At 41.9% G+C, this 26,761-nt stretch carries 24 protein-coding genes; 11 read left to right on the top strand and 13 right to left on the bottom strand.

The window, feature by feature from the left end; genetic code table 11:
• Positions 1–152: 152 nt before the first annotated feature.
• Positions 153–680 carry a DJ-1/PfpI family protein gene (locus I2I13_RS15770; RefSeq protein ID WP_195649945.1) on the bottom strand — a complete coding sequence of 176 codons (528 nt, stop codon included), beginning with the start codon at positions 678–680 and terminating at the stop codon, positions 153–155.
• A gap of 166 nt (positions 681–846) precedes the next feature.
• On the opposite strand from I2I13_RS15770, the gene I2I13_RS15775 reads away from it, so the two are divergent.
• Positions 847–1,203: a helix-turn-helix domain-containing protein gene (locus I2I13_RS15775; protein WP_148367606.1), complete on the top strand. Its 357-nt coding sequence runs from the start codon at positions 847–849 to the stop codon at positions 1,201–1,203.
• A gap of 49 nt (positions 1,204–1,252) precedes the next feature.
• Positions 1,253–1,696: a GNAT family N-acetyltransferase gene (locus tag I2I13_RS15780; protein ID WP_148367607.1), complete on the top strand. Its 444-nt coding sequence runs from the start codon at positions 1,253–1,255 to the stop codon at positions 1,694–1,696.
• A gap of 453 nt (positions 1,697–2,149) precedes the next feature.
• On the opposite strand, the gene creD is transcribed toward I2I13_RS15780, so the two are convergent.
• From creD to I2I13_RS15795, 3 genes are read right to left on the bottom strand one after another with little or no spacing between them, the layout of a single operon-like run.
• The gene (gene creD / locus I2I13_RS15785) at positions 2,150–3,502 is read right to left on the bottom strand and encodes a cell envelope integrity protein CreD (RefSeq protein ID WP_148367608.1); all 1,353 of its coding nucleotides are present in this window, start codon (positions 3,500–3,502) and stop codon (positions 2,150–2,152) included.
• 26 nt (positions 3,503–3,528) lie between these two features.
• Positions 3,529–3,825, bottom strand: a complete 297-nt coding sequence (locus I2I13_RS15790) for a transcriptional regulator (RefSeq protein ID WP_148367609.1) — start codon at positions 3,823–3,825, stop codon at positions 3,529–3,531.
• Positions 3,826–4,425: a hypothetical protein gene (locus I2I13_RS15795; RefSeq protein ID WP_167511907.1), complete on the bottom strand. Its 600-nt coding sequence runs from the start codon at positions 4,423–4,425 to the stop codon at positions 3,826–3,828.
• A gap of 253 nt (positions 4,426–4,678) precedes the next feature.
• Here I2I13_RS15795 and I2I13_RS15800 point away from each other — a divergent pair, with 253 nt between their 5' ends.
• From I2I13_RS15800 to I2I13_RS15815, 4 genes are read left to right on the top strand one after another with little or no spacing between them, the layout of a single operon-like run.
• The gene (locus I2I13_RS15800) at positions 4,679–5,119 is read left to right on the top strand and encodes a MarR family winged helix-turn-helix transcriptional regulator (protein ID WP_148367610.1); all 441 of its coding nucleotides are present in this window, start codon (positions 4,679–4,681) and stop codon (positions 5,117–5,119) included.
• Positions 5,100–6,419 (top strand): TolC family protein, encoded by a 1,320-nt coding sequence (locus I2I13_RS15805; RefSeq protein WP_195649946.1) that lies wholly within the window; start codon positions 5,100–5,102, stop codon positions 6,417–6,419. The genes I2I13_RS15800 and I2I13_RS15805 overlap by 20 nt, the downstream gene beginning before the upstream one ends.
• A 14-nt stretch (positions 6,420–6,433) precedes the next feature.
• Entirely contained in the window at positions 6,434–7,504 is a 1,071-nt protein-coding gene (locus I2I13_RS15810) for an HlyD family secretion protein (RefSeq protein WP_148367612.1), read from the top strand.
• A complete protein-coding gene (locus I2I13_RS15815) occupies positions 7,501–9,105 on the top strand; it encodes an MFS transporter (RefSeq protein ID WP_195649947.1) in 1,605 nt (534 codons plus the stop codon). The genes I2I13_RS15810 and I2I13_RS15815 overlap by 4 nt, the downstream gene beginning before the upstream one ends.
• A 116-nt stretch (positions 9,106–9,221) precedes the next feature.
• Here I2I13_RS15815 and I2I13_RS15820 read toward each other — a convergent pair whose 3' ends face one another.
• Positions 9,222–10,712, bottom strand: a complete 1,491-nt coding sequence (locus I2I13_RS15820) for a UxaA family hydrolase (protein WP_148367613.1) — start codon at positions 10,710–10,712, stop codon at positions 9,222–9,224.
• A gap of 30 nt (positions 10,713–10,742) precedes the next feature.
• On the bottom strand, positions 10,743–11,807 hold the full coding sequence (locus I2I13_RS15825) for a LacI family DNA-binding transcriptional regulator (protein ID WP_004308063.1): 1,065 nt from the start codon (positions 11,805–11,807) through the stop codon (positions 10,743–10,745).
• 253 nt (positions 11,808–12,060) lie between these two features.
• Here I2I13_RS15825 and I2I13_RS15830 point away from each other — a divergent pair, with 253 nt between their 5' ends.
• Genes I2I13_RS15830 through I2I13_RS15840 form a run of 3 tightly spaced genes read left to right on the top strand, consistent with a single transcriptional unit; the run spans position 12,061 to position 14,218 of the window.
• Positions 12,061–13,086, top strand: coding sequence for a sugar kinase (locus I2I13_RS15830; RefSeq protein WP_004313177.1), 1,026 nt, complete (start codon positions 12,061–12,063; stop codon positions 13,084–13,086).
• Positions 13,087–13,137: 51 nt separating this feature from the next.
• Positions 13,138–13,500, top strand: coding sequence for a four helix bundle protein (locus I2I13_RS15835; RefSeq protein ID WP_148367614.1), 363 nt, complete (start codon positions 13,138–13,140; stop codon positions 13,498–13,500).
• Positions 13,501–13,549: 49 nt separating this feature from the next.
• On the top strand, positions 13,550–14,218 hold the full coding sequence (locus tag I2I13_RS15840) for a bifunctional 4-hydroxy-2-oxoglutarate aldolase/2-dehydro-3-deoxy-phosphogluconate aldolase (RefSeq protein WP_004300153.1): 669 nt from the start codon (positions 13,550–13,552) through the stop codon (positions 14,216–14,218).
• Between the two features lie 578 nt (positions 14,219–14,796).
• Here the strand turns inward: I2I13_RS15840 and I2I13_RS15845 are convergent.
• The 7 genes from I2I13_RS15845 to I2I13_RS15875 are packed head-to-tail and all read right to left on the bottom strand — an operon-like array spanning position 14,797 to position 24,584.
• Complete coding sequence (locus tag I2I13_RS15845) at positions 14,797–15,135, bottom strand: DUF2149 domain-containing protein (protein ID WP_004300151.1); 339 nt, start codon at positions 15,133–15,135, stop codon at positions 14,797–14,799.
• A complete protein-coding gene (locus tag I2I13_RS15850; protein WP_148367616.1) occupies positions 15,122–15,730 on the bottom strand; it encodes a MotA/TolQ/ExbB proton channel family protein in 609 nt (202 codons plus the stop codon). Before I2I13_RS15850 ends, I2I13_RS15845 begins: the two co-directional genes overlap by 14 nt.
• A 9-nt stretch (positions 15,731–15,739) precedes the next feature.
• Positions 15,740–16,453, bottom strand: a complete 714-nt coding sequence (locus I2I13_RS15855; RefSeq protein ID WP_195649948.1) for a hypothetical protein — start codon at positions 16,451–16,453, stop codon at positions 15,740–15,742.
• 6 nt (positions 16,454–16,459) lie between these two features.
• Positions 16,460–20,806 (bottom strand): cobaltochelatase subunit CobN, encoded by a 4,347-nt coding sequence (locus tag I2I13_RS15860; protein ID WP_195649949.1) that lies wholly within the window; start codon positions 20,804–20,806, stop codon positions 16,460–16,462.
• A 38-nt stretch (positions 20,807–20,844) separates the two neighbouring features.
• Positions 20,845–22,992, bottom strand: a complete 2,148-nt coding sequence (locus tag I2I13_RS15865) for a TonB-dependent receptor (protein ID WP_149939931.1) — start codon at positions 22,990–22,992, stop codon at positions 20,845–20,847.
• Positions 22,989–23,672: an HmuY family protein gene (locus tag I2I13_RS15870; protein ID WP_148367620.1), complete on the bottom strand. Its 684-nt coding sequence runs from the start codon at positions 23,670–23,672 to the stop codon at positions 22,989–22,991. The genes I2I13_RS15865 and I2I13_RS15870 overlap by 4 nt, the downstream gene beginning before the upstream one ends.
• Positions 23,673–23,687: 15 nt before the next feature.
• A complete protein-coding gene (locus I2I13_RS15875) occupies positions 23,688–24,584 on the bottom strand; it encodes a calycin-like domain-containing protein (RefSeq protein WP_229128657.1) in 897 nt (298 codons plus the stop codon).
• Between the two features lie 197 nt (positions 24,585–24,781).
• Between I2I13_RS15875 and I2I13_RS15880 the strand changes: the two genes are divergently transcribed.
• Positions 24,782–25,663 carry a hypothetical protein gene (locus I2I13_RS15880; RefSeq protein WP_148367622.1) on the top strand — a complete coding sequence of 294 codons (882 nt, stop codon included), beginning with the start codon at positions 24,782–24,784 and terminating at the stop codon, positions 25,661–25,663.
• 189 nt (positions 25,664–25,852) lie between these two features.
• The gene (locus I2I13_RS15885; RefSeq protein WP_148367623.1) at positions 25,853–26,752 is read left to right on the top strand and encodes a cation diffusion facilitator family transporter; all 900 of its coding nucleotides are present in this window, start codon (positions 25,853–25,855) and stop codon (positions 26,750–26,752) included.
• The last annotated feature ends 9 nt before the right edge of the window (positions 26,753–26,761 follow it).

Genomic DNA, 26,761 nt, shown 5'->3' on the forward strand with positions numbered 1-26,761 from the left:
TAAAATCAGCAAAAAAAAGGAATCCCGCATACAGATAGCAAACTTTAGCTATTACGTATGCGGGATTTAGTACAACGTGCTTTTTCATCTTTAGATGCGTAGATTGATATAATAATGTTTATATTTATTGTTTCATATCTGCGCTGCGAACATTATTTTAGTGCTTCGATTACCTGCGGCATCATTGTCCAAATGGTGTTTTCATCTTGAGCAGTGAAAAAGTTACCATCTATCTCTGATTTCTCATCAGTAGCTGTTCCGTTTTGAATGGCTGGTTTGGCTAATGGGTGAACTGCTAGTTTTTTCCCTTTGGTTATACCTGTAAAGTCAAACATCATTGCACCGGCGCAATGTCCGATCATCATTTTCCCTTTATCTCCGAAAGTTTTAATGACTTGCATCAAATCTACATTATAGGGCTTATCGGCATTCTGCTGAAATACAGGCACTGCATCGCCACATGAGAAAACGAGTGCATCGAATTCATCTTCGTGTCCTTTCAAATTAGCGATCACGTCATCTACTGTCAGGCTGATTCCCGAATTTGTTTTAATATCCTTCGTATCCGATACGGCAAATACTTTATATGAAATACCATTTTCGAAAAATGCTTCCAAATATTGGAATAGTCCACAACCATTTACCGGATTCACTGCTAAAACTGCAACTTTCTTTGCCATAATCATAATTATTTAAATGAAACAATAGTTATTATTAGTAAGTTTATTACTTTTGTGATGCAAATGTATCTTTCTTGTTTGAGAAATGCAAGAACGTACTTGAAAATAAGGAAGTTACATGAAGGTAACTATTGCTGAATTTCAATAAAATACAAAACGTTAAAGAATGAAAAACTTTCATCCGACAGGAAATTGTCCGGTAAGAGATGTGCTTAGCCGCTTGGGAGACAAGTGGTCGATGCTGGTACTTATTACGTTGAATGCCAATGGCACGATGCGTTTTAGTGATATTCATAAAACGATAGAAGATGTTTCTCAAAGAATGTTGACCGTTACCCTACGTACTTTAGAATCAGACGGATTGGTGGAACGGAAAGTGTACGCCGAAGTGCCTCCCCGTGTGGAGTATTGCCTGACAGATACGGGTGGCACTTTGATCCCTCATATTGAAGGGCTGGTAGGATGGGCCTTGGAGAATATGGATACCATTTTGGATCATAGGCAAATGAATCAGCAGCATTAATAAATGACAATGGTAGAAATGAATAAGGTAGAATTCAATATTTTAAAATATGGAGATAAAGTTAGTAGCTTCGGATAAAAAGGAATTCCTCGATTTATTACTTCTGGCTGATGAACAAGAAAGTATGATTGACCGGTATTTGGAGCGCGGCGATATGTTTGTTCTTTATGATAACGGATTGAAAGCTCTTTGTGTAGTGACTCGTGAAGGGGAAGGTATTTATGAAATCAAGAATATTGCTACCGTTCCTTTCTTTCAACGGCAGGGGTACGGAAAACGTTTAATCGAATTCTTATTTGAATATTATCGGGGAAAGTGTTCTGAAATGTTGGTGGGTACAGGCGATGTGCCTTCTTCCAGATCTTTCTATGAACACTGTGGTTTCACTGTTTCTCACCGGATAAAGAATTTTTTTACTGACAACTATGACCATCTGATCTATGAGGATGGCGAGCAACTGGTGGATATGATTTATTTGAAGAAAACTTTTTAGCGTGTAGTGATGGAAACTCAATCATTTGGATGAAATAAAGAGTTTTGTTCGTTTATGTTACTGCATGAGCAAACAGGCTATTTATATCCTTTGATTGTATGAAAGTGCATTTCTCTATTTTTACATTTGAAGAAGATATTCTTAATAAACGCGATTTCTGTTTATAATAAACTTTTGGGTAGTTTATTATAAACGGTATCAGAGTTTATTAAAAACTATTTTGGGCGTTTGGGAAGATTATACAAAAAGAAAAGTGTATAAATATAAACAAAATAGGGCAATGATCGTCAAATCATTGCCCTATGATATATCTTTGCTAATCCTAAATTAGATCAGTTTGAAAGCTTGTTATGTATCTATTTTTCTTATTATATTCATATCGTTTATAGATTCTGTTTTCTCAAAGATACAAAATAAAAAACCGTTTGTCAAGTGTTTCTGAAGAAAAGCCGGTTATTCATTGAACCAGTCTATTTTCTTTGAGAAATACATCACTATTGCCAGTATAATAAACAGTCCTAAGCTGCCTGCCAATAATGCGAAAGTCTCTAGCTGAATAAGAACAAATATATAAATATAGAGTATAGCCAACAATCCGGACATGATTAATGACGGTTTCTTTTTTCTGGTGATTCCGAACATATATCCGCCTACCAGTGTGATGGTCAGTGCAGAAGATAATAAATAGGCAGGGTTGAATCCGATGTGTTCAGAGAAGGAGAGGAGCAAACTGTAAAATAGACAGAGTGCCAATCCTACCAATAAATACTGCAAGGCATGAATACGGGTCTTATTCATAATTTCGGTGAAGAAAATCACTCCGAAAGTCAGTAAGATAATCAGGATTGCATATTTTGCAGAACGCATGGACTGTTGATACTGTTCCACCGGGATTTTGAAGTTAACACCGAAACTGGAGTTCTCAATGTCCTTGATGTTCGAGTGGTTGTAGTCAACCATCACCTGTGAGTAATTCCGGTTCAAATTTAAAACCTGCCATTGTGCGGAGAATTCTTTCTCCGTAATGTTGCGGTTATTGGGCAGATAGTTACCGGTGAAGCTAGGCGTATTCCAGTTGGCTTTCAGATCTACACGGGTTGTTTTACCCAATGGAATAAAGTTGAGTGACTGCGAACCTTTCAGTTTGATTTTTATTTCATAAGGCAGTTTTTTATTCTGTTTCAACTCCGATAAGTTTGCGATCGCATGAACTCCGGTGTTATCTATTCCTCTGTTGTCCATACCCGGTTCGAATATATAAACAGAATCTCCCAGAGTGATGCTGATTTGTTCGCTGATACCCCGCATATCGGTCAGATTCAGACAAATAGCCGCCCTGTCAAATTGCAACTGTTCCATATCTATTCTGCTCTTCTGCAGTTCTTCCGAACTGAATGAGCCTTTCAGTGTCAGTTCCGATTGATATACATTGACCTCGTAGATACTTCTTTTCAGAATTTCAGTCTTTAGTTGCCCGCTGACCATAAGCTCGTCGGGAAAAAGTATCAGGTCTTTCATAGAAACCTTCTTCTCGTCCTTATTTTCAGTGACGACCGGATACTGGAGATTCAGGTAGGGGCCTGTAATGGTCTGTGCCAGACTCCATTTTTCACTTACCTCGTCGATAGCTTCTTCCTGGGTTCGTCCCCGTTCGGAAATAAGATTTTCAATCATGAACATCGGTATCATCAGGAGAAGAATTAATAATCCGATGATGACAACCTTGATTGTTTTGGAGAAACGGTGGAGACATCCCATAGGTTGCTGCGCCTGTTGCTCATTTGAATTTTCATTGAAACCGTCCATAAGTCAGTAGTGTTTTGATGAATTATTTATTTTGATTTTAGAAATTTCTCTAAGGCTTCAATATGAGATTTGAAAGCTTCTCTGCCTTGCGGGGTTGCTTGAAAAACAGTTCGTGGCTTTCGTCCGACAAAACTTTTGTTGCATACGATATATCCCAGTTCTTCCAGGGCACGGGTGTGGCTGGCAAGATTGCCGTCTGTCAGAGAGAGCTGCTCTTTCAGAAAATTGAAGTCAGCTTCCTCATTTACCATCAGAACAGCCATGATACCGAGCCGGACCTTGCTTTCGAATGCTTTATTAATATATTGGAATGCTTCTATCATTTATGATCTCTTTCTTTCGTAGTGTAAATAGAACAATATGCCATAAAGAATATGGAAACCTCCGAAACCGATGGTCCAGAACAGCAGTGAATGACCTTCCCAAAAACAATCTGCGACGCCCAGGCAAATGAAAGCATATCCTAACCATACGATGCTGGAGTAAGTAAACTTGGATACGTTGACCAGTGCCAGTCCGTAAAATAAAAGCATGACGGAGGCCAGGATGTCATAATACTCATGCATTATGATGGAAATACATAAAACACCTCCGGTCAGCATCGGAAGAGAAAAGTTCCACAATGCCCGGTAGGTGAGGCGGCTGAAAAATTTCTGTCCTGTCTTCTTGGATTTATAATAGGACAGGATGCAGGCGGTGACCGCAGCTGCTACCAATACGAGCGAGGCTATGATAGCCATCAGTTCGAGAGCAACAATTAAATGTGTGCCCGGTGTAATAACTTGTGTGGCGATGTATGCGCCAGCTAATGCGTAAATGCCCGCCATGATTGCAGCGAGACCACTGAGAGAGATAAACTTGGAGGACTTTTCCATCAACTCTTTTATCTCATTTACCGATTCTAATGCTTTATCTTTATTCATATAAAAAGTACTTTGTAATGCAAAGTAAAATAAAAGATTTCAGATGAACAAACTTTTTGCCTGAATATTTTGATGATAAAGATTTGAATGGTATGATAAAACGTTAATATATAGTTGTTTAATGGATAAATGAACGGATAATCGGGAATTATATAAAAATAGTTTGAAAATGAAATTAGTCAAACGTTTGACTAATTCAGGGGAAATACCTAACTTTGCCGCCGAAACGAAACAAGTAAAAAGAGTATAGAAAATGAGAGAAGGAGCAGAGTTTAGAGAACTCATGTTGCAGATTGTTCGTACCCGTATGGCTTTCCGCCGGTCTATGCAACGGACATTGAGAAAAAATAATGCGGGTATTACGTTTGAGATGCTTCAGGTATTGAGTAGCTTATGGCATGAGCAGGGAATTAGTCAGCAGATATTGGCGGAACGCATAGCAAAAGATAAGGCATGTCTCACCAATTTGATGAATAATCTGGAAAAGAAAGGGTATGTTTACCGGAGAGAAGATCCTGCCGACCGTCGTAATAAACTGGTGTTCCTGACCCCCGAAGGGGAAGAATTTAAAGAACAGATTCGTCCGATTCTCGATCAGGTCTATGTATACGCAGAAAAGATTATTGGTATAGAAAGCATTGAGACTATGTTGTCTGAATTAAAGAGTGTATACGATGTACTTGAAAATGTATAAGAAGTATGGGGCTGTTTTATCTTGCCTGTTTTTGGCTACTCAATCCATAAATGCACAAACAGATTCTTTGTTTCTCACTATCGATCAGCTTTTTGGACGGGGAGTACGGCATAGTCTGCAACTTCAGGCGGATGTAATGAAAGAATCCATGGCACAGGAGCGGATACGGACCGCACGGTCTGCGCAGTTACCGGAACTGCAGATCGGGCTGAAAGGGGGATTTGTAGGGCAGCCTGTTGTTTGGGAACGGGGATTATCCGATCCTTCATATCCGGAAGCACCGGACTGGTCACAAAATTATGCGATTGATCTGGCACAACCTCTCTATCAGGGTGGTAAAATCCGAAGTGCTATTCATAAGGCGGATATAGAAAAACAAGTTGCCGAACTACAAACGTTAACTGATGAGGCAGAAATAAAGTTACGGTTACTCAATCAGTATCTGAACCTGTTTAGTCTATTCAAGCAGCATGAAATATTGATGCGGAATATTGAGGAGTCGGAACTCCGGTTACGCGATATCCGACGGATGAAAAAAGAGGGGCTGATAACCAATAATGATGTATTACGGAGCGAAATGCAGTTGACTAATGACCGCCTGTCTTTGGAGGAAGTGGAAAATAGCATTGCGCTTGTATCACAGCAACTCAATATCTTGTTGGGGCAGGATGAGAACTTGTTATTACAACCGGATACAACCATTCTCTATCAGGCAGTTGCTTTGCAATCCTATGATGACTATATTGTTCAGGCGTATGAGAATGATCCGGCGATGAGGCTGCTTCGCGCACAGACAGAATTGGCAAGGAATGAAATCCGTTCTGCCCAATCCTTTTCTCTTCCCAGTGTGTCACTATATGCATCGAATACATTGGCACGTCCTGTTTCACGTACATTGGCGGATATGTATAACAATAACTGGAATGTGGGCGTATCGGTTTCCTATCCTTTATCCTCACTGTACAAGAACAATCATAAAGTAAAAGAGAGCAAACTGATGGTGTCTTTGCGGAAGAATGAAGAAGAACAGAAAATGCAGGGAATCCGCATGGATGTACGCTCTGCATTTCTACGCCACAGGGAAGCATTGCAGAGGGTGGAGGCTCTAAAACTGTCTGTCCGGCAAGCGGAAGAAAATTACCGTATTATGCAGAATCGTTATCTGAATCAACTGGCTATCCTGACTGATTTACTTGATGCGAATTCCGTCCGTTTGAATGTGGAATTGCAGCTGGTCACTGCACGCACTCGTGTGATTTATACTTATTATCAACTTCAGAAGGCTTGTGGGCGTCTTTAATAAACAGAATAGATATGGCAATTGAATGGAAAGAAAAACAGAGGAAACTGAAAAAAGTAAGAGTTCGTAATATCGTTTTAAATTTAGTATGTATCTGTTTGGCCGTCTCCGGACTTTGGTGGACTGCTAATTACTTCTGGCGCTATGTGAATTACGAAGTTACTAATGATGCTTTTGTAGATCAATATGTAGCTCCTTTGAATGTCCGGGCTTCGGGTTATATCAAGGAGGTTCGTTTTAAGGAACATCAATATGTCCATCAGGGAGATACTCTGCTGGTGCTTGACAATCGTGAATATCAGATTAAGGTAAAGGAAGCGGAAGCTGCATTGTTGGATGCACATGGCTCGCAGGATGTACTTCATTCGGGTATTGAAACTTCCCATACGAATATTGTCGTACAGGATGCCAACATCGCTGAAGCGAAAGCGAAACTCTGGCAATTAGAACAGGATTATCATCGTTTTGAACGTTTGTTGAAAGAAGAATCTGTTCCGGAACAGCAGTATGAGCAAGCGAAAGCCGCTTATGAGGCAGCAAAGGCACGTTATCAGGCATTGGTTGCACAGAGACAGGCGGCATTATCGCAATATGCGGAAACAAGTAAGAAAACAACCGGCACAGAGGCTGCCATTTTGCGTAAAGAAGCAGACTTGGATTTGGCTAAGCTGAATCTGTCTTATACGGTTCTCGCTGCTCCTTATGATGGATATATGGGCAGGCGTACGCTTGAATCCGGTCAATATGTACAGACCGGACAGACTATTTCTTATCTGGTGCGCAATAAGGATAAGTGGATTACCGCTAATTATAAAGAAACGCAGATTGCTAATATTCATATTGGGCAGCAGGTACGTATTAAAGTAGATGCAGTGCCCGGAAAGATTTTTCACGGGGAAGTCACTGCAATTTCCGAGGCAACCGGGTCTAAATATTCCTTGGTTCCTACAGATAATTCGGCCGGCAATTTTGTAAAGGTACAGCAGCGAATCCCTGTGCGTATCGACTTGGAAGATGTTTCTTCGGAAGAAATGGCACAGTTGAGAGCTGGGATGATGGTGGAAACAGAAGCTTTACGCAAATGATTACCATGAAGGAATTGGAGGCACCTGTTCGCCAATGGGTGCCCGATTGGCTTGGGCTTATCAGCATTTTCATCGTGATTCTTCCGGTCACTATGCTCAATGGCTCGTATACAGGCAGTATGCTGGAAGTGTCGAACACGCTGGGTACTAATTCGGAAGATATTACGATGGGGTATTACGCTGCTTCGGCGGGTATGGCTATCGCATACCCGATTATTCCTAAGGTGTTGGCAGCCTTTTCCGTGAAATCTCTGTTATTGATTGATTTAGTACTGCAATTCTTCTTGAGTTGGGTTTGTGCACGTACGCAAAACGCGGATATTTTGATTGTCTGTAGTTTTGCTGTCGGTTTCCTGAAAGGGTTTCTCATGTTGTGGTTTATTCGTTATGCCCAGAAGATTTTCAGTCCGAAGAATGTGCGTAGCGAGTTCTATTCTTATTTTTATCCGTTGGTTTACGGTGGGGGACAAGTTTCGATGCTGGTAACGGCTTTACTGGCGTATCATTATAACTGGAAGTATATGTACTACTTTATGATGGTATTGATCTTGATTTCCATTCTGTTTGTTATCATCTGTTTCCGGCACAACCGTCCCAACAAAGTTGTCGCATGGTCTGATCTGCATATCCGTGAGATGTTTGTTATTTCAGCCGGGTTGCTGATGTTGATGTACGTTATCAATTATGGAAAAGTGCTCGATTGGATGGCTTCCGGCAAGATATGTATTTATATTGTAATAGCACCTATGCTGATTGCACTGTTCATCTGGTATCAGAGCCATTCGGAGAATCCTTATGTAAGTCTGGCTCCTTTATTCCAGCCCAAAGCGATTGTGGGTTATTTTTATATGATGCTCGTGATGTTTTTCAGTACATCGACCACTTTGCTGACTAACTATCTGACTGTTATTCTGAAAGTAGATACTACGCATACCTATTCTCTTTATATTTATTTGCTTCCGGGATATGTAGTCGGTGCCTTTATCTGTTTTTGGTGGTTTCGCTGGCAACGGTGGCGTTTTCGTTTTCTGATAGCGGGAGGAATGAGTTGCTTTGTGATTTTCTTTGCCATTTTGTATTTTGGCATTTCTCCGGATAGTACGTATGAGATGCTCTACCTGCCTATCTTCTTTCGCGGTTTGGGTATGTTGACTTTGATTATTGCTTTTGCCCTGTTTGCCGTGGAAGACTTGAATCCGAAATACTTGTTGTCGAATGCTTTCTTCCTGATTATTTTCCGTTCCGTGTTGGCACCTATCATGGCAACTTCTTTTTATAGTAATGTACTGTACCGGCTGCAACAAAAATATATGTATTCGTTGTCGGAGACTATAACTGCTGCTGATCCATTGTCGTCAGCACGCTATAGCCAGTCGCTGAACAATGCGATGACACAGGGGCATCCGTATGATGAGGCTGCGCAGTTGGCAACCAACTCCTTATATAATACGCTACAACAACAAAGCCTGTTGCTGGCACTGAAAGAGATTCTGGGTTATCTGTTGGTGATATCTGTTGTCATAGCTGTGATTTCCCGTTTTATTCCTTTCCATAAAACAATCCGCGTTACGTTTAAGAAAACAGGTGATGATATGGTATAACAAAAAAAGAGTTGCTATCCTTCACTCAATGATAAGTTGAACGGGATAGCAACTCTATTGTTTTAACAATGTATCTTTTATCTTCGATATATTTGTTGTATCAGATAGCGACCTGTTTACAAGGTTACCCCTGTTTTAAAGATAGCAATTTCGCGATAGCCTTTCTTCTCGTTGTTTACGAATTCACCGCTTGCCACTTTGATGATATAATCAATGAAGCGTTCACAAGTCTTTTCCATCGGTTCGTTTTCTACGATCACACCGGCGTTGAAGTCAATCCATCCCGGTTTGTTTTTAGCCAAGGTTGAATTGGTGGAAATCTTCATGGTCGGAACAAAAGTGCCGAAAGGAGTACCGCGTCCGGTGGTGAAAAGTACCATGTGGCATCCACTTGCTGCAAGAGTAGTGGCTGCAACCAGGTCATTGCCCGGAGCAGAAAGCAGGTTGAGTCCTTTTTTCTGTAAACGTTCGCCGTAAGGCATTACGCCGGATACATAACTCTTTCCACATTTTTGGGTGCATCCCAGTGCTTTTTCTTCCAGAGTAGAGATACCACCGGCTTTGTTGCCCGGAGAGGGATTTTCGCCGACAGGCTCTCCATGTGACAGGAAGTATTCTTTGAAGTCATTAATCAGATGGACAGTCTGTTCAAACAGCTCTTCGTTCTTACAACGGTTCATCAGGATCGTTTCTGCACCGAACATTTCCGGAACTTCAGTCAATACGCTTGTACCTCCCTGTGCAATCAGGAAATCGGAGAACATACCCAACAATGGGTTGGCCGTAATGCCGGAGAAACCGTCAGAACCACCGCATTTCAATCCCACACGAAGTTCGGACAAAGGTACATCGGTACGTTCGTCTTTAGAAGCTTTTGCATACAAATCACGCAGGATTTCCATTCCTTCTTCATATTCGTCGCCTACCTTTTGGGTAACCATGAATTTGACGCGGTCTTCATCAAATTCGCCCAGGAATTCACGGAATACATCCGGCTGGTTATTCTCACATCCCAAGCCTACTACCAATACAGCGCCTGCATTGGGATGAAGCACCATGTCACGAAGAATCTTTTTCGTATTCTCATGGTCGTCACCAAGTTGCGAGCAACCGTAGTTGTGTGGGAAAGCGACAATGGCATCCACTCCCTTACCTTCGGTTTCGCGACGCAGTCCCTCGGCCAGTTGTCCGATGATACCGTTTACGCAACCTACAGTCGGGATAATCCATATCTCGTTTCTTACACCTACATCACCGTTTTTGCGACGGTAACCTTTGAAAGTAAGATCTTTATGAGGAATATCTAAAGAAACCTGAATCGGGTTGTACGTGTAGTCCAACAATCCGGCAAGGTTGGTTTTGATGTTCGTTTCGTTCATCCAGTCACCCTGTTTCTTTGCCATTCGTGCATGTCCGATCGGGTAACCGTACTTGATTACATTTTCACCTTCCGCAAAATTCTTTAGTGCGAATTTATGTCCGGCAGGAATATCCTCGTTCAATGTAATCTCAATGCCATCTATAGAAAGATGCTCTCCTGCCGGGAGGTTAACAATGGCAACGGCAACGTTGTCGGCAGGATTAATTCTTAAATACTTTGTTTCCATGTAATGTACTTGTAAAGTTGTACTTTGTTGTTATTTGCTATGGTAATAGTCTATTGTCTCTACTGTTAACAGATCAATGGGCATATAGTTGATACGAGTCACTTCTTTCTTGAAAATAAGATGATCGCATAGAGCTTTGATGCCATTGGCTCCTTGCAGTTCCGGCTGCTGGGCGATGAGGAAGGAGATACTTCCTTCTTTCAGGCAGGTGACATTCCGTTCCAGAAGGTCATAGCCTATCAGATTGAAGTCTTTCTTTCCACGGCTTTGCAGGTACTCACCAACGATGTAGGCTTTAGAGTTGAAAGTGATTCCATTCTTAACCATCGGATAGGTACGGAAGAATTCGTCCAGCATCTCGTTGTCCTCGTCGTTGCGTTCGGCATGCAAGTCAAGTTCCAGTATAGTACAAGACGGATGATGTTCTTTCATGTACTGCCTAAAACCGATTTCTCTGTTCTCCTGCTGATTGGATCCTACAATTCCTTCATGTATTTTACGGAAAATCACAATTTCCTTTTCCTCCCGTGCCAGTAACATCATCATTCGAGCAGCGAAATATCCGCTTTGACGTGAATTCTGACCAAAGAAGGCGAGGGGAGGAACCTCTTTAATGTTGGAATCTATATATATATAAGGTATATCTAGTGCCTGCAACTGATCGGTGAATCCTTTCGTATATTGCGGAGCGGTAGGAGCTACCATCACTCCGTCCGGCTGCAGGGCCAGGATGGCTTCGCTGGCGTTGACGAATGAATGATAATCGTATGGATCGTAATAGTTGATTTTCACCGAAGTATTGAAATCCGAATAGGTTGCAATCGCTTCGTGAATACCGATTTCTACAGCCGTCCAGTATTCGCCTTCCAGATGTTCCGGCAGAAGGCAGATAAACGTATATTTCTTGTTGGAAGCCAGAGCGCTGGCGTACATATTGGGCTGGTAGTCAAGCTGCTTCAGAATTTCTTCTACGCGTTTTTTACTGGCCTCTGATACTCCACTACGTCCGTGAATAACGCGGTCTACTGTTCCCACTGATACATCTGCTAGACGGGCGATGTCTTTGATTCTGATCCTTTCGGGCAATTTATTCATACGATAACCTTTATTTATATAGGTTTTTGTGCTCGCACACAATAATAATCTTAATATTTTCGATACAAATATATAACAATTTTTGTAATTACGAAAATTGTTGTATCTTTGTGCCCGCACACGAAAGGTATGTGATGTTGGTTGTTTTATAGATTAATGCTCATGTAGTCAGTGTGTTAACCCCTGAAATAGGGCTGAAATGATAAATTGAAAGTTCATAATATTAATAACTTAGAATTTAAAACATAAGATTATGGGAAAGAAAGTCGTTACATTAGGCGAAATCATGCTTAGATTATCAACTCCGGGTAATACTCGTTTTGTTCAATCTGATTCTTTTGATGTAGTATATGGTGGTGGTGAAGCTAACGTTGCAGTAAGCTGTGCCAACTACGGACATGACGCTTATTTCGTAACCAAATTACCGAAACACGAAATCGGACAGTCTGCTGTTAACGCATTGCGTAAATATGGCGTAAAGACAGACTTTATTGCTCGTGGTGGCGACCGTGTAGGTATCTACTACTTGGAAACAGGTGCTTCTATGCGTCCTAGCAAGGTTATTTATGACCGTGCTCACTCTGCTATTGCTGAAGCTGACGCTGCTGATTTCGACTTTGATGCAATCATGGAAGGTGCTGACTGGTTCCACTGGTCTGGTATCACTCCGGCTATTTCTGACAAGGCTGCCGAGTTGACTCGTCTGGCTTGTGAAGCTGCAAAACGTCACGGTGTAACTGTTTCTGTTGACTTGAATTTCCGTAAGAAACTGTGGACTAAAGAAAAAGCACAGTCTATCATGAAACCGTTGATGCAGTTTGTAGACGTATGTATCGGTAACGAAGAAGATGCAGAACTTTGTCTGGGCTTCAAACCGGATGCTGACGTTGAAGCTGGTCATACAGATGCTGAAGGTTACAAAGGTATCTTCCAGCAAATGATGAAAGAATTCGGATTCAAATATGTAGTTTCTACTTTGCGCGAATCTTTCTCTGCTACTCACAACGGCTGGAAAGCTATGATCTACAACGGTGAAGAGTTCTATACTTCAAAACGTTATGATATTGATCCGATTATCGACCGTGTAGGTGGTGGCGACTCTTTCTCCGGTGGTATTATCCATGGTTTGATGACTAAACCTAATCAGGGTGCTGCCCTTGAATTTGCAGTTGCTGCATCTGCTTTGAAACATACTATCAATGGTGACTTCAACCTTGTTTCTATAGAAGAAGTAGAAGCATTGGCTGGTGGTGACGCAAGCGGTCGCGTACAGAGATAAGGATATTTACTATTGGACAATTTACTATTTACTATTTAATACTTTTGCCTGATGACAACGGTTGAACTTAAAAATAGGCTGAAGGTATTAGCAATACGTATTATTAGATTGGTAGATAAATTGCCCAATACTCCTGCCGGTAGAGCTATCGGCAATCAGATTATTCGTTCGGGTACATCTCCTGCTGCAAATTATAGGGCAGCGTGTTTGGGAAAGTCGGATAAGGATTTTCTTAATAAATTGAAGATGGTGGAAGAAGAACTGGATGAGACTTTATATTGGCTGGAATTATTAATGGAAGTTCAATTGGTTAAACCAGAATTGATGGCTGACCTATATAAAGAAAATGAGGAGCTTTTAAAAATAATTGTTAGTTCAATAACTACTATGAAAAGTAGGATAAATGATAAATAGCAAAAGTATCAAATAGTAAATTGTAAATAATAAAATAGTAAATAATAAGATGGCAAAATTCGATAAAATAGCCGTATTAAATAAGATCGGCTCTACAGGAATGGTTCCTGTATTCTATCACAAAGACGCAGAAGTTGCAAAGAAAGTAGTAAAGGCTTGTTATGACGGTGGTGTTCGTGCTTTCGAATTCACAAATCGTGGTGACTTTGCACAGGAAGTATTTGCTGAAATCGTTAAGTTCGCAGCAAAAGAATGTCCTGAAATGGCAATTGGTATCGGTTCTATCGTTGATCCGGCTACTGCTGCTATGTACTTGCAACTGGGCGCTAACTTCGTAGTAGGTCCGTTGTTCAACCCTGAAATAGCTAAGGTATGTAACCGTCGTTCGGTTGCTTACACTCCGGGATGCGGTTCTGTATCGGAAGTTGGTTTTGCACAGGAAGTCGGTTGCGATCTTTGCAAAGTATTCCCGGGTGATGTTTATGGAACTAACTTTGTAAAAGGCTTGATGGCTCCGATGCCATGGTCTAAGCTGATGGTAACAGGTGGGGTAGAACCTACTAAGGAAAACCTGACTGCATGGATCAAAGCCGGTGTATTCTGTGTAGGTATGGGCTCTAAACTGTTCCCGAAAGATAAGGTGGCAGCAGAAGACTGGGCTTATGTAACTGCCAAATGTGAAGAAGCTCTCGGTTATATCGCTGAAGCTCGTAAATAAGATTAGAGAGCGAAAGCTTATCTATGATAAAAAGAGGTTGATGCGACAGCCTCTTTAAAATATGCCTCGAGGGTTAGTTAGTTTAGTTAGTATATGAGGCATATTTTCATTTTGTTTAAAGGTGTTTAAAGGGGATAGGCCATCGGAATGAGTGACTCATTTCGGTGGCTTGTTTTTTTATTTCCTTTTTATATGCTGTCGATGTTCGAATATATAAATGGGCAGGAATATTAATAAGAAGCATAGAACACTGATGAGGGGCAGATAACGGTTGTAGAGATACTCTCCCTCTTGGGGAGGAGCACTTAACAAGCATCTTAAGCAATCGCAGTCCATATCCTGACTGTCATGCTGGCAAAACAAAAAGCAGAAAGTAAAGAGGACGATGCCTAATAACAGGCAGATGATTAGTAGATTTCTGCGATAATGTGCATGTCTTTTGTCGGGGTTTGATAAAGAAACCATGTTTTGTTCTGATAGTTATCAATGTAAAATGAAAGAAATAAAGGGCAGACAATGCCTGAATAGGATTGTCCTGCCCGATACTATTGATTGGTGGGAAATGTATTTTTTAATGCTTATTCCGGAACATAAATAATCTCACCGTTATCCAGTTCGTAGGCTATCCCCACTTTTCTTCCTCTTTTTCCTGAATCCTCCTCTTTCTGACCGGAAGGCTTGTAAGTATTGATTTTCTTTCCTTCCTTGGAGATGATTTCCATATTTTCCTTACCAGGGTTCTTCACGATGGTGAAATCTTCCTGTCCGAAAACTTCCGTCATATTCATATGCATCACCATTGCTACCATCAATGCTACGGCAAATACCATCGCCACGTCGAACAGGTTTACTACTACACTTAGCGGGTCGGTATCCTCTTCTTTGAGGAATTTGCTGACTCTTCTATTTCTTTTCATTATTGGACTCTCCGGTTGTTTCGTTTAATACTCTTGATACATAATCGAGGTTGTTGACATCTTTGGCATACCAACGTTGTTTGAACTGCATGGATATCAATCCTACAGCACTAATAACCAAACCCACAACAGTCGTCGCAAATACTACCTGCATATTATATGCCATTCCGGAGATGTCTCCTGTAGAAAGTCCCACAAGTGCCGGACTCATGGAAATCAATGTTCCTATCAATCCGAGAACCGGACCTATCTTAGCCATCATTTTAGAAAGAGACACATCTTTCTCTGCTTCATTCTCGAATTTTGTTATCAGGAAGTCAGAGTAATCTGCACTGGCCGGATGGTAGAGCAGGTCGCGGAGATAGCCCATATATAGTGAATTGTCTTTGTCGGGTAAAGCTGCTTTCAAATCGTCTATCCGTGCATCTTTAATGAGTTGGTCCAGTGCTTTGTCATTTTTACGTTTGGTCATGTACATGTTGTAGGTGCCTCCGATCAAAATAAGTGAGCGAACGAACAGGCACAGCAAAATAATGATATCGGGTATAAGTAAACTGTTTGCTACCCAGAATAATAATTTAGAAATGAGTTCCATATATATTTTTTATTGATTGATTTTACTTCTTTTTTTTAATTCTCTACGTTGTAATAAAGGCCATTTCAGTTTGTTCCAGGCAAATCCGATAAGAAACAGGACAACGAACAGACCGATGGATAAGATAATAGCTTTCCAGTTGAGCGCCTCTTCGGTGGCAGCATAGGTCGTTTTCCCATTGACAGTGGTCAGTAGTCCGAGGATGCAGATGAATAAGCTGACAAGGAAATGAACTTCCAACCGGAGATCGTCTTCGGGTACAAGATACTTCATCAACCGGCTTAACAATGGGATGGCGATAACCACTGTCCCTGCTAGTGACCAGGCTGTCACTGAAAAGTCTACGCCAGGTAACCGGAAGATAGCTTCTGTGAGATAGTAGAATAATACGGGGAAAAGCAACAAGCTGGGATACCAGCGAAGTAATTCCGCCCACCATACATTTTTCTTGCCATAAAGTCCGCGCAGGAAAGCCACGCAATAGCCGAAGCAGAGTGCTGACTCAAGCGTTATGATAATAGCCATGTTTTGCAATGCTTCCGTGTTCTGCAGATAATCAGCAATCTGTGTCTTTGACTGGAGAATAGCATACTGCCAGGTGCCGGCCACAAAAAGACCGGCAATCAGGCTGTATATTACGGTTTGCCAAAGTTTCCAGAAACTGAGTTTGAAACTGCAGTTAATCACGATAAACAGCATTAATATGTGAATGATTAACTCCATATTACATTACTTTTTCCGTTTCTTTTTAAGTATTAGCAACATGACAACAAATGCTACCAGAACAATACCTGCGATAAGGCCTCCATTCAAAGAGTTTTGCTCTTCCTGTGCCCCTTGTACGGCATCGCTCGATTGTTTTTTCAATACCATGCCTCCTTTGGTCGCTTCTCCGTCCAGGGTGGCTTGTTTCATTTGTTTCAGTTCCTTGTTGTAGCTGGCTGCGGTTTGCGCATCTACTTGAGAGGCGATGAACTGCTGTAATTTGGCATTGTCTCCGGTAAATCCGCTGCCCGAAGGACCGAACTGTCTGACAAGGTCTGTATGCAGCTTGGCAATATTGGAGAGTTGCTCCGGAGAGGCTTTCCAATATCCTTTGCGGGCAGTTTCCATCATAACGGCGGTCACTTCCTGTAAAGCTGCGGGATTCTGTTTTTCAAAGAAGTCTTTTACATTCAGTTTGTATTCGTCTTTGACATATACATCATATATGTTATCCCAAAGTTCCTTGTCGATAGCAGTAGGTTTCATCACATTCCAGCCATACGTATTCGTTACAGTCTGGGCAACCTCGCTTGCAGCAGAAGAACCGCCTTTCATTTTCTCTTTGATATAGGTAGGATTCAGAATCGTTGTACGGCTTTCTACACCGACTGCTTCTTTAAGTTCCTGCATTTTCATGTTGTTGCGGTTCCGGTAGTCGCTAAGATAAGCGTCCGGGTCTTTACCCGTAACATTGCGTACGGCAAGATTCATACCTCCCATAAATTCATATACGTGGTCGAGGCTCAATGCTCCCCAAGTGTTGCTTTGGCGGGGCTGAACGACCACATCAGTACTGTTCAATGCTGCTTCAAAAGCAAATTTCTGAAAGACTTCCCAGTGTTTTTCGTCACCGTAGAAGGCTCCCATATTGTTGAGGTAAGTATCTGCAATTTCCGATTCACTTTCCCAACGGTCACCGGCTTCCACCATTCCCTGAATTCCTGTACCATACATGCCATTAGCACCTCCGAATACTCGGAAAGAAGCCATTTCGCGTGCATCTTTCGGACTGACACCCTTTTCGGTCAACACTCTTTCAGCTTCTACCACACTGGCGGCTACCTGATTTTCAAACTTGTCATCTTTCGCTGCCGCAGCCATTTCTACTGCGCGGTTAATCAGGAAGAGGCGGGAAGCGGCGATATCACGGAGTTGTCCGGAAGTCTGGACTACTACGTCGATACGCGGACGTCCCAGTTCGGCTGAAGGAATCAGTTTTAGATCACTGACACGACCGAATGCGTCACGAACAGGTTCTACTCCCAGCATATACAGTACTTGAGCAATAGTAGCCCCACCGGTTTCTATAAATTCGGAAGACCAGAGAGTATAACTCACTTTACGTGGAATTGAATCATTGTGACGTTGCTTGTAAGTATCAATCGTTTGTTTGGCTAAAGCGATACCTTTTTCCCAAGCGGATTCTGTAGGAGTTGCTTCGGCATTGATAGCATACATATTACGTCCGGTTGGTAAAGCATTCGGATTAGCAATCGGATCACCTCCGGGAGTAGGAGCGGTGTATCCACCTTCCAATGCATTCATCAGACTGCTTAACTCTTTTTCGGGACTTGTCAGAAGTGCGTTCTTGTAGTTGCCTACATTCTTGATTGTACGTTCTACTTCAGCGATGGCAAGTGCCAGCTCGATTTCTTCTTTATTGTATTCTTTCGGAGCTTTTCCCATAGCAGCCATCATGGCAGCCATACCTTGAGGTTTTTCTTTATTAGCTTTCATTCCGGCTTCCATTTTCTTCAATGCTTCCGGACTTGCTCCCATAGACTTAGCCATTTTCATAGCTTTTTCAGGATCCATGTTGGCGCCCATTTTCTTCATAGCCTCTTTCATGCTTTCGGGCATTTGACCATGAGGAGAACCCTCTTTAGAGACAGATGCCGGATGTCCTTTACCAGCTTTCTTTTCATCGGATTGTTCACTCTTTGCCGATGCGGCCATCATCATTGCCATCATACCTTTCGGAGCATTGCGGTCTGCCTCTATTTGACGAGCCTTGGCTAGTTCCTGTGCGGTGATACCGGCTGTACGACAAATCAGTTCATCTGTGGCCAGTGCAGGATTAGCGAGCAACTTTTCTACCAGATGGCGAGCAGGAGTCAAGTACTGTTGTGTAAAGAGGCTGCGATGCTTGCTAACAGCATCTGTCGCTTTACCACGTTGCTTGTCAAGAGCCAGCAGACTGTATGCGATAGGTTCTGTAGCCATTGCATAGACGGAAGAAGTGATCCGTTCCGTTTCATAAGGAACTCCCATAGTGTAGAGTTGTCCGGTGATTTTTTCGGTAGCCAGTTCTTCTGCGAAGTTTTCTACACGGGCGATTTCATCTTCCGTATATGGCTTGTTAGCAATGCTATCCAAACCTAAATCACGGTGAATTCCCATTTTCACAGTCAGCGTTTTGACAGCTAATGATTCCTGATCTTTATTCTCTTTGTGAGAGTTATTGTAAATCTTGATTTTTTCCATCAGCTCCCGATAAATACCACGCACACTGCTTTCAAGGAAAGGAGGAGTGAGGTACGACTGTATGGTGGCATACGAACGGCGTTTAGCCATCATTCCTTCACCAACATTACCAATAGAGTAGATATAGAAGTGCGGAACTGCTCCAACCAGGCGATCCGGCCAGTCGTTGCTGCACAATGCCACTTGTTTTCTGGGAGTAAATTCAAGACTTCCGTGTGTACCGAAATGGATCAGTGCGTCAGCCTTGAAACCATGTTGCATCCACAGATAGGAAGCAATATAAGTATGAGGAGGAGCCATATTAGTGCCATGAATCACTTGGAAGGAGTTGTCTCCGCTTCCGGCGGCATTTTGTGGCATTAAGACTACATTCCCGAATTGCAGACGGGCAATACCCAATTTACCGTCGTTGGTCGCCATATAGTTGCCGGGGAATTCGCCGAAAGCATCCACCACTTCCTGATATTTTTCAGGGCGGAGTGACTCTTTCACCCAACTTTCATATTGATCTTTGGTGATAAGTTCGGGATGCCCTTTTTGCATAAAGTCATTAAAGGCTCCCTCTGCGTAAGAGTTGAACACAGAGCCTTGAGCCTGTATCATTTTACCCAGTTCTTCAGCATTTGCAGGCAGGCCGGATATGTTGTAACCTTCCTGTTTCATGCGGACTAGAAGATTGTATAGGGAAGGAACCACCTCCATACCGGCAGCGGTCAATGCATTTTGCCCCGGACCTTTATAATAGTAGATAGCTACCTTCTTCTCGCTGTTCGGCTTAGTATTCAGATTCAAATAATTGTTGATTGTGGATACGAAAGTTTTCAAGCGTTCGGGTACTGCATACGAATGGCGCAATCCTTCTTCATCCTCATATTGTGCAAAGAGAGCGAAAGGACGGATGGCACCGTCAATTTCCGGAGTCACGATACTTTGTGACATAAATCCTCCTGCCATTCCCATCGGATCTTTCTCCCATTCATCTACCAGACTGTTGATGGTGAGTGGAGCAAACAAGAGGATGTTCTTAGTTTTCAGATAATCCACCATTTTGTCTCCCATGCGTCCGTGTGCCATGTTGATGATTGCGTCGGGCTGCACTTCGTCAATGAACGACATAAATTTCGTCATTGACTGAACCGGATAAACATTGTAACCTTCTTTTTCAAGAGCCTCAATAAGTCCGGTGGCATCAGCCATTTGTCCGGTTATCATGATTTTACGTGCCCCTTCTTTATAAAGACGGTTGTCCTTCATGAATTTCTCATAATCTGCCACGGTGAGGAACTCCAGTTCATCATCCGGGTTGGTGAGTCCGGCGTGATAGAGCATGTCGCTGGGTCTTTCTGCCGGGTCTTCCACTTCCGGTATGGAAGAGATTTTACCGTCAATAGCTTTACGGATATAATTCAGCATATTCCGGTAGTTGGTCTTTCCTCCGTTGGTCAGATAACCTCGTATCAGATTTTGTTGTACACTGTCCAGATTACAAATGTTGTTGGCCGGGTTGGTGGCCATGGAAGTATATACAGGAATACCTTTGTCGGCAGCCTGTTGTATCTGTTGACGTTGTTCCTCGACGATACGCAGACCCATTCCGTTGATGAATACCATGTCGTAACCGGTCAGACGGTCGAGGTTGTCGAGCGACACTTCACTGAGTTTGATGGATGAATTGTCGTTGGCTTTCGATATACTTCCCTGCTGTATGGTCTGGAAGTTGATGAAAGCAATCTTTGTAGGACTGAACCAGGTATTCCATACGGATATCCCTATCAGAGCTGCAGCAACGATGCATACACCTAAGATGATTTTACTTTTCTTTTTCATTTCTCTTATTTTTAGCTTTGTATGTAGTTTTATCTTTTCTATTTTCTGAAGAACCTGTCTACGTCTAATGCAAGTCCGATGGAGAAGTTAGTTCCCCGGGTATAAGGAGAGTTTGCGTCATAATAGCTAGGAACATAATTAAATATGTTGTTGACGGCCATATTCAGGCTGACTCCTTTCCAGATTCCTTGTGTCAGCGTCAGGTTCCACATCGTATATCCCGGATAAGTCACTCCGGTAGTCCCTTCATCCGGATTGTTGCCCACATATTTATTGGTTTCTACTTTGGATAATGCACGTCCGTTCAGGGAAAGATTGAATTGATAATTATCCCATGATTTGCCGTATTCGATACGTGCGGTCGCTGAATGTGGGCGGGTACTGGAGAATTTCATTTGTCCGTCGCGCATAAACTCGTGGAGGTATCCGTAAGAAACACGTATTCCCAGACCACAAGGATATTTGGCGGAGGCGTTGATATCTACACCGGCGATGTCTACTTTCTCTGTATTGATATATAGCTGTGCCCATCTTCCGTCAGTGTCGCGGAATGAAGTCAGGTCGATCCGGTCATTGACAAGGTTGTAATATCCCGAAACGGTAAAATTGTAACGGTTCTTGGTATATTCCGCCGAGAGCGAGAAGTTATGGCTCGTTTCCGATTTCAGGTCGGGATTACCATAAATCATCATGGCATTTGCCATGTCGAAGTTCATATACATTTCTTTGAGGGTAGGAGAGCGGAATCCCTGTGAGTATGAACCACGGAGGGAGCAGTTGGCTATTTTGTACATCAATCCGATGTGCGGAGATATATGACGCACGTTAGATTGTGAGAAATAGTCGAAACGTACCCCGCTGATTACGTTGAAATGTTCGGTCGGGTTCCAGTCGAACTGTCCGAATGCATCTGCCGAGTGCATGGTATAACTTCCATTGTTGGTGAATTGATAAGACAATAGATAGTCACGCATATAATCTCCTCCTACGGTCAGAATGTTTTTATCGTTGAAGGTGTAATTGTAGAGTGCGCGTACGCTATGTTGCACATTGCTGTAATCGCGGACATCGTATTTGTATGAGGTCAGATAATCACTTTTATCATATTGGTCGAATGTATAGGCAACTTCCAGATTACTCATGATGTTGAAATCATAGTTGGCTTTCAGACCTCCGCTGAAATCACGATAACGGTCTTTGCTGTCTCCGGTCTTATCCCGTTCGCGGAAATAATAACCTCCGCGTGCAGTCAGTTTCAACTGTTCAATCGGTCTGTAAACAAGACGTTCTTTCACATTCCATGTGCGGTTTCCGAAGATGGTTGTCACATCTCCTTCCGGTACGTCGTAAGAATCGGACATTGTGTGTTGCACATTCGTCTGGCTATTGAATTTACCGGCTTTGAAACTGAAAGTTCCGCCATATCGTTGGTCGTTATGTTCACCGAAGCGGCTGTTTACATTTAAATTCCATGGGTCCTCGGAATCACGGGTGATGATGTTGATTACGCCACCTACTGCACTGGAACCATAGAGAGTAGAGGCAGCACCTTTTACAATCTCTACCCGTTCCACATTATCAAGGTTCAGCCGGTTGTAATCGACATTGTTTAAAGTTTCCCCTGCCAGACGTTCGCCATCTACCAGAAAGAGTACAGAGTTTCCTCCGAATCCCTGCATATTGATAGAAACCTGCTGATCCATTGAATAGGAAAACTCAATGCCCGGCAGTTCTGATTGTAATAATTGGCCTACGTTGGTTGCATCTACCTTCTTAATATCGTCTGCTGTGATTACACGAGTGATGATAGGAGCATCTTTCAGTAATTTGGGAGTACGTGTACCTGTGACAACCACTGTTCCCAGGTCAAACTGATCTTCCGACAAACGGAAACTTAGTCTTTTCTCTTTCCCTACAGTCAGTCTTTTTTCTTGTGGTTGATAGCCTACATACGAGGCGGTGATGAGGTATGTACCGGTTCCGGGGAGTTGTAATGTATATGTTCCGTCGACGGATGTGACGGTTCCGGTTCCTTTACCTTTGATGGAAATCGTTGCACCGGGGAGAGGTTCCCCTTCTGTATCAGTAACACGTCCGCTGATGTGATAAGTTGAGTGTTGTGCTAATGTGGTGCAAGTTGCTATAAATGAAAAAAGCAATAATGATATTATAAATGTAGGTTTCATTCTTGTTGATTGGTTTCATTGTTGTTGTCCTCGAACTCAAGCGGATACTGGAAATCGAAGTCAATATATCCTTTTATACCTCTGGCATTCATGTAGTTGGTAAAACGGATTGCTGCGTATGTATTGTCTTTCAAACGTATCAAAAAAACTTGGTTTGACATGGTGTATACCGGAGGCATCGTTGCGGTATTAACGTCCAGCCAGCCGGAAAGAACAGCATTACGGTAAGACTCTGTGTAGATAATGTTTCCGTCCATCATGCCCGACATGTCAATGGCTATTTTATCGGTTGTCCATTCATCTTCTACAAAATCTTCCGCTTTAGGCAGTTTACCTGTTGCTTTAAACTCGTCGATACTTGTGTAAGTTGTTTTGTAGGCAGCACCCTCGTTGGTTTTTATATCATAACGATGAATAGCGAAATCCCATTTTTCAGGAATTTGACTCTCATATTCCTCTCCGATTTTAACGGTGCTAACCGTACGCTCCGAAAGGTTAATGTAGGCCCATTCTGTATATTCAACAGTCTTGACTTGTGAAAAGCTATTCTCCTTGATTTCCATCTCCGTTTCGATGGGGGCATCATAAATATTTTCAAATATTCCATTACAAGCAGAGAGCGACATTGCCGCTCCCAGTACTATAGTATATTTGAAAATAGCGTTCCTGCTTCTTTTCATTGCTTATTTAATCGTTTATTGTGCGCTGTTAGTATTGCTTCCAGTAAAATCTGCTGTAATGTCCCATGGCATACTTCCCGGTTTAAAAACTACAGTAATAGTAGTTGTTCCGTCTGACTTAACAGTACCACTTAAACTCGTACCGGTGATTGCCAGAATTTCTCCTGTAGTCTTTTGGGTGTCTGCTTCAAAGCTATCGATATTGAGTGAGTAACTACCGTCGTTTGCTTTAGTAACATTTACTCCCTTTACGGTGAACTTTTCAAAATAATTCATAGAACCACTTGTGTTATTGAAGCCGCTAATTGTAACATCTACTGTACTGCCTGTTGGGTTTTCGATGATAACTTTGCAATCCTCAGTAGATTCAGTGGTATTTCCTCCTGGAATAGTGACTGAAAGAGATAAATTAGTTTGGTATTTATAAGTATCTTTTATATAATAACCAACAGGAGTTTCTCCTTGTATGAAATCAATCTCCATTTTTCCCATAGGTACAGGAATATCAACATTGGCTTTCAAACTTAACACTTTAGAACCATCTACACTACCTTCTAATGTGTAGTCGTAGCTACCGCCTGTGCTGCCGCCCATAGACATGGCAACTTCACCGGAACCGCTGAAAGATTTATTAGAAGAAAGTTTTAAATTATTCAGAGTGAAATCTCCGGATCCGGATTTATATACCAAATTGATGGTACCATCTTCGTTGGCAGTGATTGTTGCAGTGGATTCATCCCCCAACAAATAATCAGAGAACATATTGCATGCGCCGACTGAATAACCTTTATAAGCTCCTGCTATTTCTTTGGCAAGATTAGATTCATCGTCGTCGTTGTCGCTACAAGAAACGAAAGTAGAAGAAAGAGATAGTGCCATAAGGGCAACCATCCAAAAGTTTAAGATTTTCATACTTAATTTTGATAGATAATGATTAATTAAATTTCCAGCTGCAAAGTTACAGGGATATATATACAGGGGAAATACCTAAAAGAAATGAAAAAATGAAAGGGCTTTAATTATAAGTAGGTATTGGGAGGAGTGGTTTAACTCGTTATTTTTGCAGTCTTTTACTAAATTGATGATTAAAAACTCAAAATAAGAAGAAAATGAAAGGTGGTTACAGTAGAAAAAGTGTATTGACAGGGATTACTTCTTTCCTGATTGTATTGTTTACTATGCCGTTGGGGCATGCATTAATGATTTTTATGGAGCATGTGCTCTCATCCACAGCTCTTCACTATGCGGCTTTCACGATGGGAGCAGCAGGTCTGGTGATGGTGATTATTGGAGTGTTTGCAAAAGGAGATACACGACAGACGTTATGGGGATTATTCGGAGGACTACTCTTTTGGACCGGATGGATAGAGTTTATCTACGTATATTATGCACATCGTTATGAAGTGCAACCATTGCTGAACGCTGCCGGTGAAGTCGTGACAAAACCGGAATATTTAATTATGCCTTCCTCCTTCGGCTTTTGGGTGATGTTTATGCTGATTTACATTTTCAGTATAAAAAGCGGATGCGACTTCTTTACCTATCTTCAAAAAGTCTTTTTCCGTAAGAGTACCACCACGATTGTAGTACGGCCGATGACACGTCATACCTCGATTGTTACTTTTATGGAGTTAAATCTCATCATGTGGACGAGCTATCTCGTGCTACTCTTCTGTTATGATGAGAATTTTGTCGGCGAGCATAGTCCTGTTACTGCTATAGTTGCTTTCGGCTGTCTGGCAGGTTCGTTTTTTATGTTTAAACGCCTGTTGAAAATCACTCAATGGGGATATGCCATGCGCTTTTCTATTGCTACGGTAGTAGTGTTCTGGACTTTTGTAGAAGTATTGGGACGCTGGAATATCTTTCATGAAATATGGGTAGAACCAATGGCATATACGACAGAGATGATTACGATACTTTTGGCTTTCTTTGTTCTGTTGGCATTTCTGTTCTACCAGTCAGCTAAAAAGAAGAATAGTCATAACTAAAATATAGAATCAGAAATTATGTTAGAAAAACGATTGCTCGGAGAAGGAATACATATACGTTATATGGTAGACCGGAACAAATTTCTGGAAAAACTTGCCAGCCGTTAATACTGCCAAAAGCGGAAAGGGATGAACTAATCTCCTGATAAGATGTTTTTTATATAATTAGATATAATAACAATATATATAATGGAACCTCATCATCACGAACATAGTCATCGTTTGACATCGCTCAATAAAGCTTTTATCATAGGTATTGCTCTGAATATTACTTTTGTCATAGTAGAATTCGGAGTAGGATTTTATTATAATTCTTTGGGGTTACTTTCCGATGCCGGGCATAATTTGGGTGATGTAGCCAGTCTGGTGCTTGCCATGTTAGCTTTCCGGTTGGAGAAAGTTCACCCTAATAGTCGTTACACGTATGGATATAAGAAGAGTACGATACTTGTTTCTTTATTAAATGCAGTTATACTGTTGGTTGCTGTCGGCATTATTATTGCCGAGAGCATAGACAAATTATTTCATCCGGTTTCGGTTGATGGTTCCGCTATCGCATGGACAGCTGGGGTGGGAGTGGTCATCAATGCGCTTACTGCATGGCTTTTCATGAAAGATAAAGATAAGGACCTGAATGTGAAAGGAGCCTACTTGCACATGGCAGCAGATACACTGGTATCTGTCGGTGTAGTTGCTTCCGGTATTATTATTACGTATACGGGATGGAGTATCATTGACCCGATTATCGGACTTGGCATTGCTGTTATTATTATTGTCTCTACCTGGGGATTGCTTCACGATAGCCTCCGGTTGTCATTGGATGGAGTGCCGGTGGGGATAGATGCTCAAAAGATACAGCAACTTATCATGGAACAGCCCGGTGTGGAGAATTGCCATCATCTACATATCTGGGCATTGAGCACAACGGAAACTGCCCTGACAGCCCATGTTGTCATTGATGACGTAGAGAGAATGGAAGAGATAAAATGTTCAATTAAAAATAAGTTGGAAGAAGCGGATATTCATCATGTGACACTCGAATTTGAAGATAAAAGTATCTCTTGTGAAACTAAAAATAACTGTTATTAGGTATTACTA

The organism is Bacteroides sp. D55t1_190419_B8 (assembly GCF_015558905.1).
GTDB classification, from domain to species: domain Bacteria; phylum Bacteroidota; class Bacteroidia; order Bacteroidales; family Bacteroidaceae; genus Bacteroides; species Bacteroides vicugnae.